The organism is Pseudomonas sp. BMW13 (assembly GCF_013357275.1).
Lineage (GTDB): Bacteria > Pseudomonadota > Gammaproteobacteria > Pseudomonadales > Pseudomonadaceae > Aquipseudomonas > Aquipseudomonas khazarica.
The window spans coordinates 1-17,165 of record NZ_SUKD01000037.1 but is presented as its reverse complement, the minus strand read 5'-3'; the positions used below and the strand labels follow the sequence as shown (position 1 = coordinate 17,165).

Below are 17,165 nucleotides of genomic sequence, written 5' to 3'. Positions count from 1 at the left end.
GCCCATGTCACGTGTGCATGTGGCGATCATCGGCGGTGGCCTGGTCGGTGCCAGCCTGGCGCTGGCCCTGCAGGACAGTGCGCGGCAGCGGGGCTGGCGCATTGCGCTGATCGAACCCTTCGCTCCGGGCAGCGACTACCAGCCCAGCTATGACGCACGCTCCACCGCGCTGTCCTACGGCAGCCGGCTGATCTACGAGCGCCTCGGTCTGTGGCAGGGCATCGCCCAGCGGGCCGAGCCGATTCAGCAGATCCACGTTTCCGACCGTGGCCGTTTCGGCGCCACGCGCCTGCAGGCGATCGAAGAGGGCGTGCCGGCGTTGGGCTATGTGGTGGAAAACGCCTGGATCGGCCATTGCCTGTGGCAGGCGCTGGATGCCGATGTCGTCGAATGGCGCTGCCCGGCGGAGGTCAGCGCGATGCAGCGCCTGGACGATGGCTATCGTCTGACGCTGAGTGACGGCGCCAGCCTCGAGTGCGACCTGGCCATTCTCGCCGATGGCGGCCGCTCTGCCCTGCGTGAGCAGCTCGGCATCGGCGTCAACGTCAAACCCTATGGGCAGAGTGCGCTGATCGCCAATGTCAGCCCGCTGGAGGCGCATCGCGGGCAGGCCTTCGAACGCTTCACCGATGACGGCCCGATGGCCCTGCTGCCGCTGAGCGACAACCGCTGCGCGCTGGTCTGGACGCGTGCGAGCGCCGATGCCGAACGCCTGCTGGCGATCAGCGCGGCGAGCTTCCTCGGCGAGTTGCAGCAGGCCTTCGGCTATCGCCTGGGCGCGCTGCAACAGGTCGGTGCCCGGCATCTCTATCCATTGAGCCTGGTCGAGGCGCAGGAGCAGGTGCGGCCGCACCTGGTGGTGCTCGGCAATGCGGCGCACAGCCTGCACCCCATCGCGGGCCAGGGCTACAACCTGTCGCTGCGCGATACCCTGGCGCTGGCCGAGGTGCTGATCGGCAGCGAGGGGCCGCTGGGCGACTTCGCCACGCTGCAGCGCTACCAGCAACGGCAGCAGCTCGACCAGCAACTGACCGTCGGTTTCTCCGACCAGGTGACGCGCCTGTTCAGCAATGCCCAGCCGCTGCTCAGCGCCGGGCGCAACCTGGGGCTGCTCGGCCTCGACCTGCTGCCGCCGGCCAAGCGCTGGTTCGCGCGGCAGGCCATGGGTCTGGGAACCCGCAGTCTGTGAGTCGATTCGTAGGGTGTCGCGGGGCCGCCCAGGCCGTGCGCACCATGGATTCCGAGCGGTGCGCAGCACGCACCCCTGGGTTTAAGGAATGATATGCGCGCGGATTTGATCATCGTCGGCGCCGGCATGGTGGGCAGTACGCTGGCCCTGGCGCTGGAGCACAGTGGGCTGGACATCCTGATCGTCGATGGCAGCCCGCTCAGCGTGCCGCCCTTCGTCGCACAGGCGCCGTTCGAGCCACGGGTCAGTGCCCTGTCCATGGCCAGCCAGCGCATCCTGCAGCGCCTGGGCGCCTGGGACGGCATCGCCGCCCGACGGGCCTGCCCCTACGGTGAGATGCGCGTGTGGGATGGCTCCGGCACCGGCAGCATCCACTTCGCCGCGGCCAGCGTGCATGCCGAGACGCTGGGGCATATCGTCGAGAACCGTGTGGTGCAGGACGCCCTGCTCGAGCGCCTGCACGACAGCCAGATCGGTCTGTTGCCCGGCGCGCGCCTGGAACAGCTGCGCCGCAGTGGTGACGACTGGCTGCTGACCCTCACCGATGGCCGTCAGCTGCGTGCGCCGTTGCTTGTCGCGGCCGATGGCGCCAATTCCGCCGTGCGCCGCCTGGCCGGCTGTGCCACGCGCGAATGGGATTACCTGCACCACGCGATCGTCACCAGCGTGCGTTGCGAGCGTCCGCATCAGGCCACGGCCTGGCAGCGCTTCACCGACGATGGTCCGCTGGCCTTCCTGCCGTTGGCCGGGCCGGCTGGCGAGCACTGGTGCTCGATCGTCTGGTCCACCGTGCCGGCCGAGGCCGAGCGCCTGATGGCGCTGGACGACGAGGCTTTCTGCCGTGAGCTGGGCAAGGCGTTCGAGTCGCGTCTCGGCACGCTGCTGCATGCCGACCGCCGTCTGTGCATCCCGCTGCGTCAGCGTCATGCCAAGCGCTACGTGGAACCGGGGCTGGCGCTGATCGGCGACGCCGCGCACACCATCCATCCGCTGGCGGGGCAGGGCGTGAACCTGGGCTTTCTCGATGCCGCCGTGCTCGCCGAGGTGCTGCAGCATGCCGCCGCACGTGGCGAGAACCTGAGCGAGGAGCGCGTGCTGAGCCGTTTCGAACGCCGCCGCATGCCGCACAACCTGGCGATGATGGCCGCGATGGAAGGCTTCCAGCGCCTGTTCCAGGCTGACCCCCTGCCGCTGCGTCTGCTGCGCAACATGGGCCTCGACCTGGTCGACGGCCAGGCCGAGGCCAAGGCGCTGTTCGTGCGCCAGGCGCTGGGGCTTTCCGGTGACCTGCCGGAGCTGGCCAGGGCCTGAGCCCGCTCCTTTCATGGATGAACGAGGAGCGTGCATGAAGCACCTGCTGCGTGGTGTGTGGATATCGTTGTTCGCTGTCGCAGGCGGCTGCGGCACCCTGACGGGCCGCGAGGGCGAAAACGGCGCCCTGCCGGTGGAGACCTACAAGAGCGTCAACGGCGATCTCTACCTGCTGGGGATGCGCCCTGGCCCCAGCGGCAGCGGTAATCCCGGGACGGTGGTTTGCTGGTTCAGCGTCGTCTGTCCCGTGCTGGCGGTCGTCTCGCTACCGCTCGATGCGCTGATCGATACCTTGCTCCTGCCTGCCGATCTGCGGGCCGCCCGCGAGCCTGAAAATGCTTTGTAACAACTGACCCTTGCGTAAGGGAAGGTTTCGTTGAGAAGGCAAATAACATTCACTACTATTCAGCCACTTTTGCTTACCCATAAGAGGCTGGTCCCATGAAGGCTCGCAACGCGCTTCTCGCCGCATTCACCCTCAGCACCCTGGCTACTGCCGTCCAGGCCGCCGATGAAGTCGTGGTCTATTCGTCGCGCATCGACGAACTGATCAAGCCGGTATTCGACGCCTACACCGCCAAGACGGGTGTGCAGGTGAAGTTCATCACCGACAAGGAAGCGCCGCTGATCGCCCGCCTCAAGGCCGAAGGGGCCAATACCCCGGCCGACATGCTGATCACCGTCGATGCCGGCAACCTCTGGCAGGCCGAGCAGGAAGGCGTGCTGCAACCGACCAAGTCCGCCGTGATCGACGCCAACATCCCGGCCCAGTATCGCTCCAGCACCGACAGCTGGACCGGCCTGTCGCTGCGCGCGCGGACCATCTTCTACTCCACCGAGCGGGTCAAGCCGGAGGAGCTGTCCACCTACGAAGCGCTGGCGGGGAAGAACTGGGAAGGCCGCCTGTGCCTGCGTACCAGCAAGAAGGTCTACAACCAGTCGCTGACCGCCACGCTGATCGAGGCCCATGGCGCCGAGAAGACCGAGGAGATCATCAAGGGCTGGGTCAACAACCTGGCCACGGACGTGTTCCCGGATGACACCGCGCTGCTGCAGGCCATCGACGCCGGCCAGTGCGACGTGGGCATCACCAACACCTACTACTACGGCCGCCTGCACAAGCAGCAGCCGGACCTCAAGGTCAAACCCTTCTGGCCGAACCAGGATGACCGTGGCGTGCACGTCAACCTGGCCGGTGCCGGCGTCACCCAGCATGCCCCGCATGCCGAGCAGGCCAGGAAGCTGCTGGAGTGGATGACCACCCCGGAAGCGCAGGGCATCTTCGCCGGCGTCAACCAGGAGTATCCGGCCAACCCGGCGGTCGAGCCGTCTGCCGAGGTGGCGTCCTGGGGCACGTTCAAGGCCGACAGCGTCGCCACCGAAGTGGCCGGCAAGCGCCAGGCCGAAGCGACCATGCTGATGGACCGCGCCGGCTGGCAGTAAGGGGGATTGCGCAGGGGAATGACGCCTCTTCATCCACCATGGTGGAGCGCCAGAACCTGAGCCACCCTGCGCCTTGATCGTCGAGGCAGACGTTCGACGATCTGACCGCTGCCGTTATACTGCGACGCCCCGCCTTGCCGGGGCGTCGTCCTTTCCGTCGCCGAGGAATCCGCGTGCCGCATCCTGTCCAGCGTCGCTGGTACCCCATTGTCCTTGCCGTAGCCGCTCTGGTGCTGATGCCTTTGTCGGTGCTGCTGTTGAGCTGGCACGAGGTGGACCCGCAGATCTGGGCACACCTGTGGCAGACGCAGATGGCTCGGCTGATCGGCAACACGCTGACCCTGGTGATCGGCGTGGCTGTGGGCGTGACGCTGCTGGGGGTCAGCCTTGCCTGGCTCACCAGCCTCTGCGAGTTCCCCGGGCGGCGCTGGCTGGACTGGGCGCTGATGTTGCCCTTCGCCATCCCTGCCTATGTCCTGGCGTTCGTCTTCGTCGGCCTGCTGGACTTCGCCGGCCCGGTGCAGACGCTGTTGCGCGAGTGGTTCGGCAGCGGCTTGCGCCTGCCGCGCGTGCGCTCCACCGGCGGCGTGATCATCGTCCTGGTGCTGGTGTTCTATCCCTACGTCTACCTGCTCGCCCGCGGGGCCTTCCTGGCCCAGGGCAAGGGCCTGATGGAAGCGGCGCGCGTGCTCGGGCAGAGCCCCTGGCAGGCCTTCTGGCGCGTGGCCCTGCCCATGGCGCGACCGGCCATCGGGGCCGGCCTGGCCCTGGCGATCATGGAGACCCTGGGCGACTTCGGCGCCGTGTCGGTGTTCAACTTCGACACCTTCACCACGGCGATCTACAAGACCTGGTACAGCTTCTACAGCCTGACCAGCGCGACCCAGTTGGCCAGCCTGCTGCTGCTCGCGGTCGCCCTGGTGCTCTATGGCGAGCGTCGTGCGCGCGGTGCGGCGCGCCCGGCCAACGAGCGGCCAAGGGGCAAGGCCCTGTACCAGCTGCACGGCTGGAAGGCCTTCGCAGCCAGCGCCTGGTGCGGCCTGGTGTTCGCCTGTGCCTTCGTCATTCCGCTGCTGCAGCTGCTGGCCTGGTTCTGGCAGCGCGGGCGTTTCGACCTGGACGAGCGCTATGCAGGCCTGATCCTGCACACCCTCTACCTGGGTGGCCTGGCGGCGCTGATCACGGTCAGCGTGGCCATGCTGCTGGCCTTCGCCCGGCGCCAGGCACCCAACCGCGCGGTGCGCGTCGGCGTCGCCCTGGGCAACCTGGGTTATGCCCTGCCGGGCTCGGTGCTGGCGGTGGCGATCATGCTGGCGTTCAGCTTCCTCGACCGCGAGATGGTGATCCCCTTGTCGACGGCCCTGGGTGGTGCCGGCAAGCCCCTGCTGCTGGGCAGTCTGGCGGCCCTGCTGGTGGCCTACCTGATCCGCTTCCTGGCGGTGGCGTTCGGCCCGCTGGAGACCAGCCTGGCGCGTATCCGCCCGTCGTTGCCGGAGGCGTCGCGCAGCCTCGGCGTCGGCGGCCTGGGCCTGTTCTTCAAGGTCTATCTGCCGCTGTTGCTGCCGGGCACCCTGTCCGCCGCGCTGCTGGTGTTCGTCGATGTGCTCAAGGAGATGCCGGCGACCCTGCTGATGCGTCCCTTCGGCTGGGACACGCTCGCCGTGCGGGTGTTCGAGATGACCAGCGAAGGGGAGTGGGCGCGTGCCGCGTTGCCGGCGCTGACCCTGGTGCTGGTCGGCCTGTTGCCGGTCATCCTGCTGATTCGCCGCTCGGCGCGCAGCTTCGGCTGAGCCTGCCGAGGGCTCTGGCGGGGCGTTGTACGGCGGCGGCTCGCCTGCGCGACCTTTGGTCAGATGACCCCTGCGCACCTTGCGGCTACAATGCGCGCCATTCGCGAACCGGGTAACCCGGCAGACGTGTCGAAAAGCGCACGCGCGGCGGCCGGTGCAATGCAGCACTGGCCACGCCAGCAGCGTCTCGGCGTCTGGATCGCTTCGCCAAGCCCGGAAGGAGACACCCATGGGACAGCGTACCCCTCTCTATGACCTGCACCTGGCACTGGGTGCCAAGATGGTGGATTTCGGCGGCTGGGACATGCCGCTGCACTACGGGTCGCAGGTGGAGGAACATCATCAGGTGCGTCGCGACTGCGGCGTGTTCGACGTCTCGCACATGTGTGTCGTGGATGTCTCCGGTGCTCAGGCCCAGGCCTATCTGCAGCGCTTGCTGGCCAACGATGTCGCCCGCCTGCAGAGCACCGGCAAGGCGCTGTACAGCGCCATGCTCAACGAGCGCGGCGGAGTGATCGACGACCTGATCGTCTACCTCACCGTTGACGGCTACCGGCTGGTGGTCAACGCCGGAACCCGCGACAAGGATCTGGCCTGGATGCATGCCCAGGCAGCTGATTTCGCCGTCGAGCTGCGCGAGCGGCGCGACCTGGCCATGCTCGCGATCCAGGGCCCCAAGGCGCGTGCGCGCGTTGCTGAGCTGGTGACCCAGGCGCGGGCCGCACTGATCCATGAGCTCAAGCCCTTCCAGGGCCTTCCTGAGGGCGACTGGTTCATCGCTCGCACCGGTTATACCGGCGAGGATGGGCTGGAGATCGTCCTGCCGGTGACCGAGGTGGTGTCCTTCCTCAACGAGCTGGTCGGTGCCGGTATCTCGCCCATCGGCCTCGGTGCCCGCGACACCCTGCGTCTCGAGGCGGGCATGAACCTCTACGGCCAGGACATGGACGAAGACGTCTCACCGCGTGCCGCAAACATGGCCTGGAGCGTTGCCTGGGAGCCTGCCGAGCGTGACTTCATTGGTCGCGCGGCACTCGAAGCGGAGTGTGCTGCCGGTTGCCAGAGCAAGCTGGTCGGCCTGGTGCTGGAAGAGCGTGGCGTGCTGCGTGCCCACCAGGTGGTGCGCGTCGAAGGGCTGGGCGAGGGCGAGATCACCAGCGGCAGCTTCTCGCCTACGCTGAACAAGTCCATCGCCCTGGCGCGGGTGCCGGCGGCCACGGGGGATCGTGCCGAGGTGGAAATCCGTGGCAAGTGGTACCCGGTGCGAGTGGTCCGCCCCGGCTTCGTGCGCAACGGCAAAACCCTTATCTGAATCATCAGGTCGCGGCGTTGGCTGTCCCTCTCGCCACGGCCTGCTAAATTGTCCTGACGGCCCACTTGCCGTCACCGTCTACGAGGAATCGAACATGAGCAATATCCCCGCCGATCTGCGTTATGCCGCCAGCCACGAGTGGGCACGCCTGGAGGCTGACGGCAGCGTGACCGTGGGCATTTCCGACCACGCCCAGGAAGCCCTCGGCGACGTGGTGTTCATCGAGCTGCCGGAAGTGGGCAAGCAACTGAACGCCGGCCAGGAAGCGGGTGTGGTGGAGTCGGTCAAGGCCGCCTCCGACATCTACGCCCCGGTTGGCGGCGAAGTGATCGCCATCAACGATGCCCTGGCCGACAGCCCGGAAAGCGTCAACAGCGACCCGTACGGCAGCTGGTTCTTCAAGCTCAAGCCGAGCGATGCCAGCGAGCTGGACAAGCTGCTCGATGCGTCGGCCTATCAGGCTGCCGCCGACGCCGATGCCTGATTCGCGTCCCTAGACAGAAAACCCGCTTCGGCGGGTTTTTTGTTGTCTGTGGCAAGCGATGACCGTTGGTCGTCGGGCTTACACTTTTTCAAAATACAATATATAAAAATACATATTGTATTTTGCTTGAGTATAGGCCGTGAACGAACCCATCGATATCCAGCAGCTGCGGGCCAATGCCGATGCCGCCGGGCAGCTGCTCAAGGCGCTGGCCAACCCCGACCGCCTGCTGCTGCTGTGCCAGCTGTCGCAGGGCGAGCGCCATGTCAGCGAGCTGGAGGCGCTGCTCGGCATCCAGCAGCCGACCCTGTCGCAGCAGCTCGCCGTGCTGCGTCGCGAGGGGCTGGTGGAGACCCGGCGCGACGGCAAGCAGATCTTCTACCGCATCAGCAGCCCGGCGGCGCTGGCGGTGATCGAAACGCTGTACCGCCTGTTCTGCGAGGGGCCGTCATGAGCATCGACTGGGTCAGTTTCACGCCATGGAGCGCCCTGGCCGGTGGCGCGTTGATCGGCCTGGCGGCGGCGATCTTCGCCCTGGCCAACGGTCGCGTCGCCGGCATCAGCGGTCTGCTCGGCAGCCTGCTGCAGCGCAACGCGGAAGGCCGTGGCGAGAAGGCCGCCTTTGTCGTCGGCCTGCTGCTGGCGCCCTTGCTCTGGGGGCTGTTCCGCGCGCTGCCGGCGGTCCACTTCGAGGTTGGCGGCCTGGGCCTGGTCGTTGCCGGGCTGCTGGTCGGCATCGGCACGCGCTATGGCTCGGGCTGTACCAGCGGCCATGGCGTCTGCGGCATCTCCCGGCTGTCACCACGCTCGCTGGTGGCGACGCTGTGCTTCATGGCCAGCGGGTTCGCCACCGTGTTCGTTCTGCGTCATCTGCTGGGGGGCTGAGCATGCGCCGTGTGATTGCGTTCGTCTGTGGTCTGCTGTTCGGCATCGGGCTGCTGCTGGCCGGCATGGCCGATCCGGCCAAGGTGCTGGCCTTTCTCGATCTTGGCGGTCACTGGGACCCCTCGCTGGCGCTGGTGATGGCGGGCGCCATCGGCGTCGCCGCGCTGCCGCTGAACCTGGCGCGGCGCCGCACGCGGGCGTTGCTCGGCGGCGCGATGCAACTGCCGACCCGGCGCGATCTGGACGCCCGCCTGATCGGCGGCAGCCTGCTGTTCGGTATCGGCTGGGGCATCGCCGGCATCTGCCCCGGCCCGGCCCTGGCCATCCTGCTGAGCGGGCACTGGCAGGCGCCGTTGTTCGTCGTCGCGATGCTCGCCGGCATGCTGATCTTTTCCGTGCTGGAGGGCCGGCGCGGGCGCTGACCTGGAGAACCCCGATGAAAGCCAATGTTGGAACGCTCGACCGTAGCCTGCGCATCGCCGTGGGCCTGATGCTCATCGCACTCAGCCTGACCGGCATCGTCGGCCTGTGGGGCTGGATCGGCGTGGTGCCGCTGGCGACCGGCGTCCTGCGGTTCTGCCCGGTCTATCCGCTGCTGGGTATCAACACCTGCAAGATCGAATGAAGTGCATGGCACGGGCGCTGCCACGCTTCCTTGCGCGTGCGGGAACGCGAAAACGCCCGACATGTGTCGGGCGTTGACAGGTAGGGCACGAGAGAAAGCGGTCGGCAGAGGGGCGGGTTGCACCCACCCCGCACGACTCAGCGGCCTTGCGGCGCCGGCTGCTGCTGCGTGATGCAGTGAATGTTGCCGCCACCGAGCAGGATTTCGCGGCCTGGCACCATGACCACGCGATGCTCGGGGAATACACGCTGGAGGATGGCGCGGGCTTCCTCGTCCTTGGCATCAGCGAAGCTCGGCGCGACGATGCCGCCGTTGACGATGAGGAAGTTGACGTAGGAGCCGGCCAGGCGGATCGACGGATCGCGCTCCTGGCTGCCGTCGGCCATGTCGACGCCTGCGCACTCTTCGGCAGTGGCGTGGATCGGGCCGGGAATGGGCATCTTGTGCACGGTCAGCTGGCGGCCCTTGGCATCGCGGGCGCTTTCCAGCACGCGCATGGCGGCCTGGCAGCGCGGGTAGTTGGGGTCGTTGGCGTCGTCGGTCCAGGCCAGCAGCACCTCGCCCGGGCGCACATAGCAGCAGAAGTTGTCGACGTGGCCATCGGTCTCGTCGTTGTACAGTCCGTCCGGCAACCAGATCACCGTATCGATGGCCAGGTGCTCGTGGAGCACGCGCTCGATCTCCTCGCGTGACAGGTGAGGGTTGCGATTCCTGTTCAGCAGGCATTCTTCGGTGGTGATCAGGGTGCCTTCGCCATCGACATGGATGGAGCCGCCTTCGAGCACGAAGCCCTCGGTACGGTAGCGCTTGCTGCCCTCGATCTCGAGGATCTTGCGCGCCACCTGGTCGTCACGCAGCCACGGCCAGTACAGGCCGCCATCGAAGCCACCCCAGGCGTTGAAGGTCCAGTCCACGCCGCGTACTTCGCCGCTGGCGTTGGTCACGAAGGTCGGCCCGGTGTCGCGCACCCAGGCGTCGTCGGTGGTGATCTCCACCAGGCGAATACGCTCGTCGTCCAGGCGCGCACGGGCATTCTCGTACTGCGCCGCGCTGACGCAGACGGTCACCGGCTCGAACTGGGCGATGGCCTTGGCCACGGCGCTGAAGGCGGCCTGTGCCGGCTTGCCGCCGTTGCGCCAGTTGTCCGGGCGCTCGGGCCAGACCATCCAGGTCTGGCTGTGGGGTTCCCATTCCGCCGGCATGCGGAAGCCATCGGCGCGAGGAGTGCTGCTCAGGGTCGTCATATTTCACCTGTAGCCCGGAGGCGATCCGGGGTGTCTGTCGCCGCGCCCCGGATTGCGAACGGGGCGCGACATCGTTGGGCTTATTCGCAGAGGCTTGCGCCGTCGAGCGTGGAAAGTGGCCAGTATAGGTTCGGCCGGCGGTCGCGGAACACACCCCAGGCCGTGCGTATCTTCTCCAGTTCGTCCAGATCGAAGCTGTGCACCAGGACGCCTTCTTCGCTGCGGTCCAGTTCCTCGACCTTCTCGCCGTACGGGTTGGCGATGAACGAGCTGCCGTAGAAGGTGATGTCGTAACCGTCCTGCTCCTCGCGGCCGATGCGGTTGCTGGCGACCAGCGGCATCAGGTTGGCGCCGGCATGGCCCTGCTGAACGCGCTGCCAGTGGTCGCGCGAGCTGATGTTCGGGTCATGCGGCTCGCTGCCGATGGCGGTGGGGTAGAAGAGAATCTCCGCGCCCATCAGCGCCATGCTGCGTGCGCATTCGGGGAACCACTGGTCCCAGCAGATGCCGACCCCGATCCGGGCGTAGGCGGTGTCCCAGACCTTGAAGCCGCTGTCGCCTGGGTTGAAATAGTACTTCTCGTGATAGCCGGGGCCGTCCGGGATATGGCTTTTCCGATAAATCCCGAGGTTGCTGCCATCGGCATCGATGATCGCGATGCTGTTGAAGCGGGCCCGCCCGGCGCGCTCGAAGAAGCTGATCGGCAGGACCACCTTCAGCTCGGCGGCAACCTTGCGAAAGTGTGCGATGGCCGGGTTCTCCTCGACCGTGGTGGCCAGCTGGGTGTAGTCGGCGTTGGGCTTCTGGCAGAAGTAGGGGGTCTCGAAAAGCTCCTGGATCAGGATGATCTGCGCACCCTGGGCCGCTGCCTGGCGCACCAGCTTCTCGGCGTTGGCGATGTTCGCGCGGGTATCCCAGGAGCAGGCCATCTGGGTCGCGGCGACGGTGACGATACGGGACATGAAGCACCTCTTGTGAGCCGGCATGGCCGGTCAGTCTTCTGCGGAGTGCCATGGCTGGAGGAGATCGACCACGGCGTGATGGTCGATTTATATCCGATAAATATCGGTATTAGAAGAGAGGTGAGCGCCCTCTGGTCGATATTTTTCGATTCATATCGATTTTTATTGGGCGTGCAGAAACAAGCCGCCGCCTGGGCAGGCAGCAGCGGCAAGGCTTCGGGTCAGGCGAGCGGGGTCGTGCGTTTCGGCAGAGCGGCCGGCAGATAGAGGCCCAGGTAGGCATCGAACACGCGCATGCCTTCCTCGGCCAGGCGCGGCGTGATTTCGCCGTGCAGCTGTACCGAGCGGGCGTAGACACGGTCGCCAAGCTCCATGGCCAGGGCGAATACATCGATATCCGTCGGCAATTGCGGCAGGGGGAAGTGGCGCTCGAACAGGGCCTGCATCAGGCGACCCAGCTCGATGTCGTGCTGGTGATCCGCCTGGGTCACCTCCGCCAGGCCGTGCTGGGCCAGGATCAGCTGGCGGGCCGCCGCATCGCGGGCATAGATGGCCAGCATGCGTCGCTCGATGACGTGCGACAGGTCATGCCAGCTGCGCAGGCTGGCGTGCTCGACCGGCTCCTGCAGGCAGGCGCGGAAGGCGGCGTGCACGTCGGCGGTCAGGCCCTCGAGCAGCGCCGGCACGCTGGCGAAGAAGTGGTAGACCGAGGACGGCGGGATCCCGGCGTGCTCGGCCACCGTGTAGATCGACAGGTTGGCCATGCCGTGTGCGGCCAGCAGCTCGCGGGCCGAGGCGAGGATGCCGGCGATGCGGGCCTGGCTGCTGGCGCGTGGCTTGCGGGTGCTGGCGGGGCGCGACATGACGGGCTCCTCGGTGGGCGAGGTGCTATTGGACGTCAGCCGGCGCCAGCGAGGCAAGCGTCTTCAGGGACCATCGCGGAAGCGCTGCCAGATCTGGTCGCGCACCTGGGCATGCTTGTCCGAGAGGACCTCCAGCGGATACAGGCGCCGCTTGGTGTCCTGGTCCGGGTAGAGGCCGGGCTGGGCGAGCAGGGCGGCATCGATGAACTGCGCCGAGTCGGCGTTGCCGTTGGGGTAGAGCGTTTCGGCGGTGACCTGGGCGATGACCTGCGGCTGCATCAGGTAGTCGATGAAGCGGTGGGCCAGCTCCGGACGGCTGGCGCTGCTGGGGATGACCAGGTTGTCGACGAACAGCACCGAGCCCTCCTGCGGTACCAGGAAGCGCACCGGCTGGCCGGCCTGCGCCGCAGCGAGCGCATCGCCGACCCAGGCCACGGCCAGGCACAGCCTGCCGTTGCTGAGGTCGTCGATGTAGCGCTCGCTGTCGACGTAGCGCAGGTTCGGGCGCAGTGACTGGAGCAGGTCGCCGGCGCGCTCGATGCGGCTCGGTGCGCTACGGGCCAGGCTGCGGCCCTGGTAGTTGAGCAGCAGCGACAGGGTCTCGTCCGCCGCGTCCAGCACGCTGATGCCACAGCTGGCCAGGCGCGCGCTCTTCTCGGGGTCGAACAGCAGGCTCCAGCTCTCCGGCAGCGGCCCGCCGTAGGCGGCCTCGGCCTGCGGCGTGTTGATCGCCAGGCCCACGGCGCCCCACAGGTAGGGCACGGCGTGCTGATTCTGCGGGTCGACCGCGGCCAGCTTGCTGAGCAGCTGCTTGTCCAGGTGCGAGCGGTTAGGGAGCAGGTTGAAGTCCAGAGGGCGAATGCGGCCGTTGGCGATCAGCGTCGGCAGTTCGTTGTGCGAGGGCACGGCGATGTCGATGGCCTGGCCGCTTTCCAGCGCGGCGTTCAGTTCCTCGGCGCTGGCGAAGGTGTGGTACTCCACCTCGATACCGGTGTCGCGGGTGAAGTTTTCCAGCACCTGCGGCGCGATGTAATCGTTCCAGTTGTAGACACGGATGCTGTCGGCGGCCTGGCTCAGGCCGGAGATCAGGCCTAGCAGGACGGCGGCAAAAGCGCGTTGCATGAGAAGCTCCCTGATGGATGAAGGCAACAGTATCCGGCGGCCGTGGCCGTCGGAGGTTGATTCATGTCAGCGGAGTCGCCGTGCGGCGAACCGCTGCTGGCTCCGGCGCAGAGCGCCAGAGCAGGCAGTGTGCAGGCAAAAAGAAGCCGGCTCTACGGCCGGCTTTCCGGGGTGTTACACGGTGTGCAGATACCAGTTGTACTCGAGGTCGGAAATGGTGGTTTCGAACTCTTGCAGCTCGGCTTCCTTGCACGCGACGAAGATGTCGATGTACTTGGGATCGATGTACTTGTTCAGTACCTCGCTGTCGTCCAGCTCGCGCAAGGCATCGCGCAGGTTGTTCGGCAGGCTGGGGTCGAGCTGTTCGTAAGAGTTGCCCTCGATCGGTTCGCCCGGCTCGATCTGGTTGGTCAGGCCGTGGTGGATACCGGCGAGGATCGAGGCCAGCATCAGGTAGGGGTTGGCGTCGGCGCCCGCGACACGGTGCTCGATGCGCACGGCGTCCGCGCTGCCGGTCGGTACGCGTACGGCCACGGTGCGGTTGTCCAGCGCCCAGCTCGGTGCGTTGGGCACGTAGAACTGCGCGCCGAAGCGGCGGTAGGAGTTGACGTTGGGGCAGAGGAAGGCCATCGACGCGGCCATGGTGTCGAGGATGCCGCCGACGGCATGGCGCAGCGAGGTGTTCTGCAGGGGATCGTCGGCCGCGAAGATGTTCTTGCCGGTCTTCTTGTCCAGCAGCGAGATGTGCACATGCAGGCCGTTGCCCGCCTGGCCCGGATAGGGCTTGGCCATGAAGGTGGAGTCCATTTCATGGTCATAGGCGATGTTCTTGATCAGGCGCTTGAGCAGCAGCGCGTAGTCGCACGCCTTGATGGCGTCTTCGACGTGGTGCAGGTTGACCTCGAACTGCGCGGGCGCGCTCTCCTTGACGATGGCGTCGGCCGGGATGTCCTGTTCCTTGGCGGCTTCGAGCATGTCCTGCAGGCAGTCGACGTATTCGTCGAGGTCGTCGATCAGGTAGACCTGGGTGGAGTGCGGGCGCTTGCCGGAGATCGGTGAGCGCGGTGGCTGCGGCCGGCCGTTCACGTTCTCCTGGTCGATCAGGTAGAACTCCAGTTCGAAGGCTGCGCAGATACGCAGGCCCAGTTCGTCGAACTTCTGTACCACCTGGCGCAATACCTCGCGTGGATCGGCGAAGAAAGGCGTGCCGTCCAGCTCGTGCATGGTCATCAGCAGCTGCGCGGTGGGGCGCTTCTGCCAGGGTTCGTTGCACAGGGTATTGGGGATGGGGAAGCAGATACGGTCGGCGTCGCCGATATCCAGGCCGAGGCCGGTGCTTTCGACGGTGGAACCATTGATGTCGAGCGCGAAGAGCGAGGCGGGCAGGTTGATGCCTTTCTCGTACACCTTGTGAAGGGCGTTACGGTCGATGCGCTTGCCACGCACCACACCGTTCATATCTGCAATAAGAAGGTCGACGAACTGGACCTCAGGATGTTCCTTAAGGAACGCGTTCGCTTCGTTAAGCTGAACGGCACGCGGGGGTACCGACATGATGCAACACCTTTTTGTTAAAAATATCAATCATGCAACTGCATGGGTGTGAGTCAATCCGAAACGCACATTACTGTCAAGCAGGGCCATTCATGCCCTCTTGTGGGGCGTGATGGCCATTTTTGGGGCGTTTCAGGGCCGTTATGGGTGGTCCAAACGCTGATCTACCAAGGTGCTCAGTGGGGTGTGTTCAATTTTTTACAGAGCTATTGTGTAAAAAAATGAACAAGGCTAAGCTCGGTTCAAACCCATAACAGCAATAATACGGGTGTCTCATGTTTCGCCTGCCGACTATCGGCGTCAGCGCTTGTGTCAGGACCAGCATCGGTCACGCTACCAGCACTCCCCTTCACGCCAGGGGACGTCTTCGCCCCACGCAGGGTGGCGCGCTTGCTGCGGCAGCGCGGCAGCGTACGTTCTCTTCGGCGGCTTTCGCGCCGCTCGGCCTGTCTCGTCAGGCTTTCCGCTCGCTCATTACCCAGCACGATAGCGCACGCAGCGCCGTATCGCTGCAGTGCCTGCGCCTTGGCCCGCGTCCTGCAACGCACGAGGGCGTCCCGGGTTCGAGGCGTCTCGCGCTTAGCCGCGAGATAGACGCCTCGCTGCAGCAACGCAGAAGCGCGCCATTTTCTTTCGATGGAGCTAAAAGTCAGGTGCCGGAGGTGCTGCACCCCTAGTAGCATCCACACGAATATCTCGCGCTCCTCCAGGCCTTTGGTGAGGCTTGCAGGGGGAGGGCGGGGCAACGCTGAACCGACTATAACCCTAGTTGGTTCTACAACCCTGAGGTCTCTATGAGTACCAAGCTAGACCAGCTCACGAGCTGGCTGAAAGAACGCAAAATCACCGAAGTCGAATGCCTGATCAGTGACCTGACCGGCATTGCCCGCGGCAAGATCTCGCCGACCAACAAGTTCCTCGACGAGAAGGGCATGCGCCTCCCCGAGAGCGTGCTGCTGCAGACCGTGACCGGCGACTACGTCGAGGACGACATCTACTACGACCTGCTGGACGAGGCGGACATCGACATGTTCTGCCGTCCCGACCCGAACGCCGTGTTCGTCGTGCCCTGGGCCATCGAGCCCACCGCCATGGTGATCCATGACACCTTCGACAAGCAGGGCAACCCCATCGAGCTGTCGCCGCGCAACATCCTCAAGAAGGTGTTGCAGATGTACGAAGGCAAAGGCTGGAAACCCATCGTCGCACCGGAGATGGAGTTCTACCTGACCAAGCGCAGCAGTGACCCGGACTTCCCGCTGGAGGCCCCTGTCGGCCGTTCCGGCCGCCCGGAAACCGGCCGTCAGAGCTTCTCCATCGACGCGGCGAACGAGTTCGATCCGCTGTTCGAAGACATGTACGACTGGTGCGAGCTGCAAGGCCTGGATCTGGACACCCTGATCCACGAGGAAGGGCCGGCGCAGATGGAGATCAACTTCCGTCACGGCGACGCCCTGCACCTGGCCGACCAGATTCTGGTGTTCAAGCGCACCATGCGCGAGGCCGCGCTCAAGCACGACGTGGCGGCGACCTTCATGGCCAAGCCGATCACCGACGAGCCGGGCAGTGCCATGCACATCCACCAGAGCGTGGTCGACATCAAGACCGGCAAGAACATCTTCTCCAATGAAGACGGGACGATGAGCGAGCTGTTCCTGCACCACATCGGTGGCCTGCAGAAGTACATCCCGGAGCTGCTGCCGCTGTTCGCGCCGAACGTCAACTCGTTCCGCCGCTTCCTGCCCGATACCTCGGCGCCGGTGAACGTGGAGTGGGGCGAGGAGAACCGCACCGTGGGCCTGCGCGTACCGGAAGCCAGTCCGCAGAACCGTCGCGTGGAAAACCGCCTGGCCGGCGCCGATGCCAACCCCTACCTGGTGCTGGCGGCGACCCTGCTGTGCGGCTACATGGGCATGGTCGGTGGCGTGAAGCCCGGGGCACCGGTCAAGGGCCGTGGTTACGAGCGTCGCAACCTGCGCCTGCCGGTGACCATCGAGAGCGCGCTGGAGCGTATGGAGTCGTGCAAGGACGCCGAGAAGTTCCTCGGCGAGAAGTTCATCCGTGGCTACGTCGCGGTCAAGCGTGCCGAGCACGAGAACTTCAAGCGCGTGATCAGTTCCTGGGAGCGCGAGTTCCTGTTGCTGTCGGTGTGACGATGCAGAGCCGCTGATGGCTCGGTGGCAGGCGCTTCGTTCGCGACGGCGCCTGCCACGATTCAACGGATTTCCGCGGGCCGCCCGAGCGGCCCGCACAAAGAAGGTGTTGTGATGAACCAGCAAGCCAAGAACCCCAAGACCGCTCAGTGGCAGGCCCTGAGCCAGGCCCACCATCTGGCGCCGTTCAGTGACTACAAGCAGCTGGCCGAGAACGGCCCGCGCATC

General features: G+C 66.0%; 17 protein-coding genes. 12 read left to right on the top strand and 5 right to left on the bottom strand.

Annotated elements, in window-relative coordinates; all coding sequences use genetic code 11:
- Positions 1-4: 4 nt before the first annotated feature.
- From ubiH to E4487_RS23160, 11 genes are all read left to right on the top strand, one after another.
- Positions 5-1,189: a 2-octaprenyl-6-methoxyphenyl hydroxylase gene (gene ubiH / locus E4487_RS23210; RefSeq protein WP_037056721.1), complete on the top strand. Its 1,185-nt coding sequence runs from the start codon at positions 5-7 to the stop codon at positions 1,187-1,189.
- Between the two features lie 93 nt (positions 1,190-1,282).
- Complete coding sequence (locus E4487_RS23205; RefSeq protein WP_037056723.1) at positions 1,283-2,500, top strand: 2-octaprenyl-3-methyl-6-methoxy-1,4-benzoquinol hydroxylase; 1,218 nt, start codon at positions 1,283-1,285, stop codon at positions 2,498-2,500.
- Positions 2,501-2,534: 34 nt separating this feature from the next.
- Entirely contained in the window at positions 2,535-2,846 is a 312-nt protein-coding gene (locus E4487_RS23200) for a YceK/YidQ family lipoprotein (protein ID WP_150607596.1), read from the top strand.
- 95 nt (positions 2,847-2,941) lie between these two features.
- The gene (locus E4487_RS23195; protein ID WP_175254484.1) at positions 2,942-3,943 is read left to right on the top strand and encodes an extracellular solute-binding protein; all 1,002 of its coding nucleotides are present in this window, start codon (positions 2,942-2,944) and stop codon (positions 3,941-3,943) included.
- A 173-nt stretch (positions 3,944-4,116) separates the two neighbouring features.
- The gene (locus E4487_RS23190) at positions 4,117-5,733 is read left to right on the top strand and encodes an iron ABC transporter permease (RefSeq protein WP_175254483.1); all 1,617 of its coding nucleotides are present in this window, start codon (positions 4,117-4,119) and stop codon (positions 5,731-5,733) included.
- 229 nt (positions 5,734-5,962) lie between these two features.
- Positions 5,963-7,045 carry a glycine cleavage system aminomethyltransferase GcvT gene (gene gcvT / locus E4487_RS23185; protein WP_175254482.1) on the top strand — a complete coding sequence of 361 codons (1,083 nt, stop codon included), beginning with the start codon at positions 5,963-5,965 and terminating at the stop codon, positions 7,043-7,045.
- Positions 7,046-7,139: 94 nt separating this feature from the next.
- Positions 7,140-7,529 (top strand): glycine cleavage system protein GcvH, encoded by a 390-nt coding sequence (gene gcvH, locus E4487_RS23180; RefSeq protein WP_047588890.1) that lies wholly within the window; start codon positions 7,140-7,142, stop codon positions 7,527-7,529.
- Between the two features lie 139 nt (positions 7,530-7,668).
- On the top strand, positions 7,669-7,983 hold the full coding sequence (locus E4487_RS23175) for a metalloregulator ArsR/SmtB family transcription factor (protein WP_037056733.1): 315 nt from the start codon (positions 7,669-7,671) through the stop codon (positions 7,981-7,983).
- A complete protein-coding gene (locus E4487_RS23170) occupies positions 7,980-8,414 on the top strand; it encodes a YeeE/YedE family protein (RefSeq protein WP_175254481.1) in 435 nt (144 codons plus the stop codon). The genes E4487_RS23175 and E4487_RS23170 overlap by 4 nt, the downstream gene beginning before the upstream one ends.
- Positions 8,415-8,416: 2 nt before the next feature.
- A complete protein-coding gene (locus E4487_RS23165) occupies positions 8,417-8,836 on the top strand; it encodes a DUF6691 family protein (RefSeq protein ID WP_175254480.1) in 420 nt (139 codons plus the stop codon).
- A 14-nt stretch (positions 8,837-8,850) separates the two neighbouring features.
- A complete protein-coding gene (locus E4487_RS23160) occupies positions 8,851-9,039 on the top strand; it encodes a DUF2892 domain-containing protein (RefSeq protein ID WP_047591620.1) in 189 nt (62 codons plus the stop codon).
- Between the two features lie 137 nt (positions 9,040-9,176).
- On the opposite strand, the gene aguA is transcribed toward E4487_RS23160, so the two are convergent.
- The 5 genes from aguA to E4487_RS23135 all read right to left on the bottom strand — a co-directional run bounded on the left by aguA (position 9,177) and on the right by E4487_RS23135 (position 14,784).
- Positions 9,177-10,283, bottom strand: coding sequence for an agmatine deiminase (aguA, locus tag E4487_RS23155; protein WP_175254479.1), 1,107 nt, complete (start codon positions 10,281-10,283; stop codon positions 9,177-9,179).
- A gap of 80 nt (positions 10,284-10,363) precedes the next feature.
- Positions 10,364-11,245 carry an N-carbamoylputrescine amidase gene (gene aguB / locus E4487_RS23150; RefSeq protein ID WP_037056744.1) on the bottom strand — a complete coding sequence of 294 codons (882 nt, stop codon included), beginning with the start codon at positions 11,243-11,245 and terminating at the stop codon, positions 10,364-10,366.
- 221 nt (positions 11,246-11,466) lie between these two features.
- Positions 11,467-12,108, bottom strand: coding sequence for a TetR/AcrR family transcriptional regulator (locus E4487_RS23145; protein WP_037056747.1), 642 nt, complete (start codon positions 12,106-12,108; stop codon positions 11,467-11,469).
- Between the two features lie 63 nt (positions 12,109-12,171).
- Complete coding sequence (locus E4487_RS23140) at positions 12,172-13,230, bottom strand: polyamine ABC transporter substrate-binding protein (RefSeq protein WP_037056749.1); 1,059 nt, start codon at positions 13,228-13,230, stop codon at positions 12,172-12,174.
- A gap of 174 nt (positions 13,231-13,404) precedes the next feature.
- A complete protein-coding gene (locus E4487_RS23135; protein WP_037056751.1) occupies positions 13,405-14,784 on the bottom strand; it encodes a glutamine synthetase family protein in 1,380 nt (459 codons plus the stop codon).
- A 794-nt stretch (positions 14,785-15,578) separates the two neighbouring features.
- Here E4487_RS23135 and E4487_RS23130 point away from each other — a divergent pair.
- Positions 15,579-16,937, top strand: coding sequence for a glutamine synthetase family protein (locus E4487_RS23130; RefSeq protein WP_037056753.1), 1,359 nt, complete (start codon positions 15,579-15,581; stop codon positions 16,935-16,937).
- Positions 16,938-17,165 lie beyond the last annotated feature (228 nt).

Bases quoted from the DNA above. Each gene is read 5' to 3' on its own strand.
- ubiH (WP_037056721.1), top strand. From the start codon at position 5: ATGTCACGTGTGCATGTGGCGATCATCGGCGGTGGCCTGGTCGGTGCC.
- E4487_RS23205 (WP_037056723.1), top strand. From the start codon at position 1,283: ATGCGCGCGGATTTGATCATCGTCGGCGCCGGCATGGTGGGCAGTACG.
- E4487_RS23200 (WP_150607596.1), top strand. From the start codon at position 2,535: ATGAAGCACCTGCTGCGTGGTGTGTGGATATCGTTGTTCGCTGTCGCA.
- E4487_RS23195 (WP_175254484.1), top strand. From the start codon at position 2,942: ATGAAGGCTCGCAACGCGCTTCTCGCCGCATTCACCCTCAGCACCCTG.
- gcvT (WP_175254482.1), top strand. From the start codon at position 5,963: ATGGGACAGCGTACCCCTCTCTATGACCTGCACCTGGCACTGGGTGCC.
- gcvH (WP_047588890.1), top strand. From the start codon at position 7,140: ATGAGCAATATCCCCGCCGATCTGCGTTATGCCGCCAGCCACGAGTGG.
- E4487_RS23170 (WP_175254481.1), top strand. From the start codon at position 7,980: ATGAGCATCGACTGGGTCAGTTTCACGCCATGGAGCGCCCTGGCCGGT.
- E4487_RS23165 (WP_175254480.1), top strand. From the start codon at position 8,417: ATGCGCCGTGTGATTGCGTTCGTCTGTGGTCTGCTGTTCGGCATCGGG.
- E4487_RS23160 (WP_047591620.1), top strand. From the start codon at position 8,851: ATGAAAGCCAATGTTGGAACGCTCGACCGTAGCCTGCGCATCGCCGTG.
- aguA (WP_175254479.1), bottom strand. From the start codon at position 10,283: ATGACGACCCTGAGCAGCACTCCTCGCGCCGATGGCTTCCGCATGCCG.
- aguB (WP_037056744.1), bottom strand. From the start codon at position 11,245: ATGTCCCGTATCGTCACCGTCGCCGCGACCCAGATGGCCTGCTCCTGG.
- E4487_RS23145 (WP_037056747.1), bottom strand. From the start codon at position 12,108: ATGTCGCGCCCCGCCAGCACCCGCAAGCCACGCGCCAGCAGCCAGGCC.
- E4487_RS23140 (WP_037056749.1), bottom strand. From the start codon at position 13,230: ATGCAACGCGCTTTTGCCGCCGTCCTGCTAGGCCTGATCTCCGGCCTG.
- E4487_RS23135 (WP_037056751.1), bottom strand. From the start codon at position 14,784: ATGTCGGTACCCCCGCGTGCCGTTCAGCTTAACGAAGCGAACGCGTTC.
- E4487_RS23130 (WP_037056753.1), top strand. From the start codon at position 15,579: ATGAGTACCAAGCTAGACCAGCTCACGAGCTGGCTGAAAGAACGCAAA.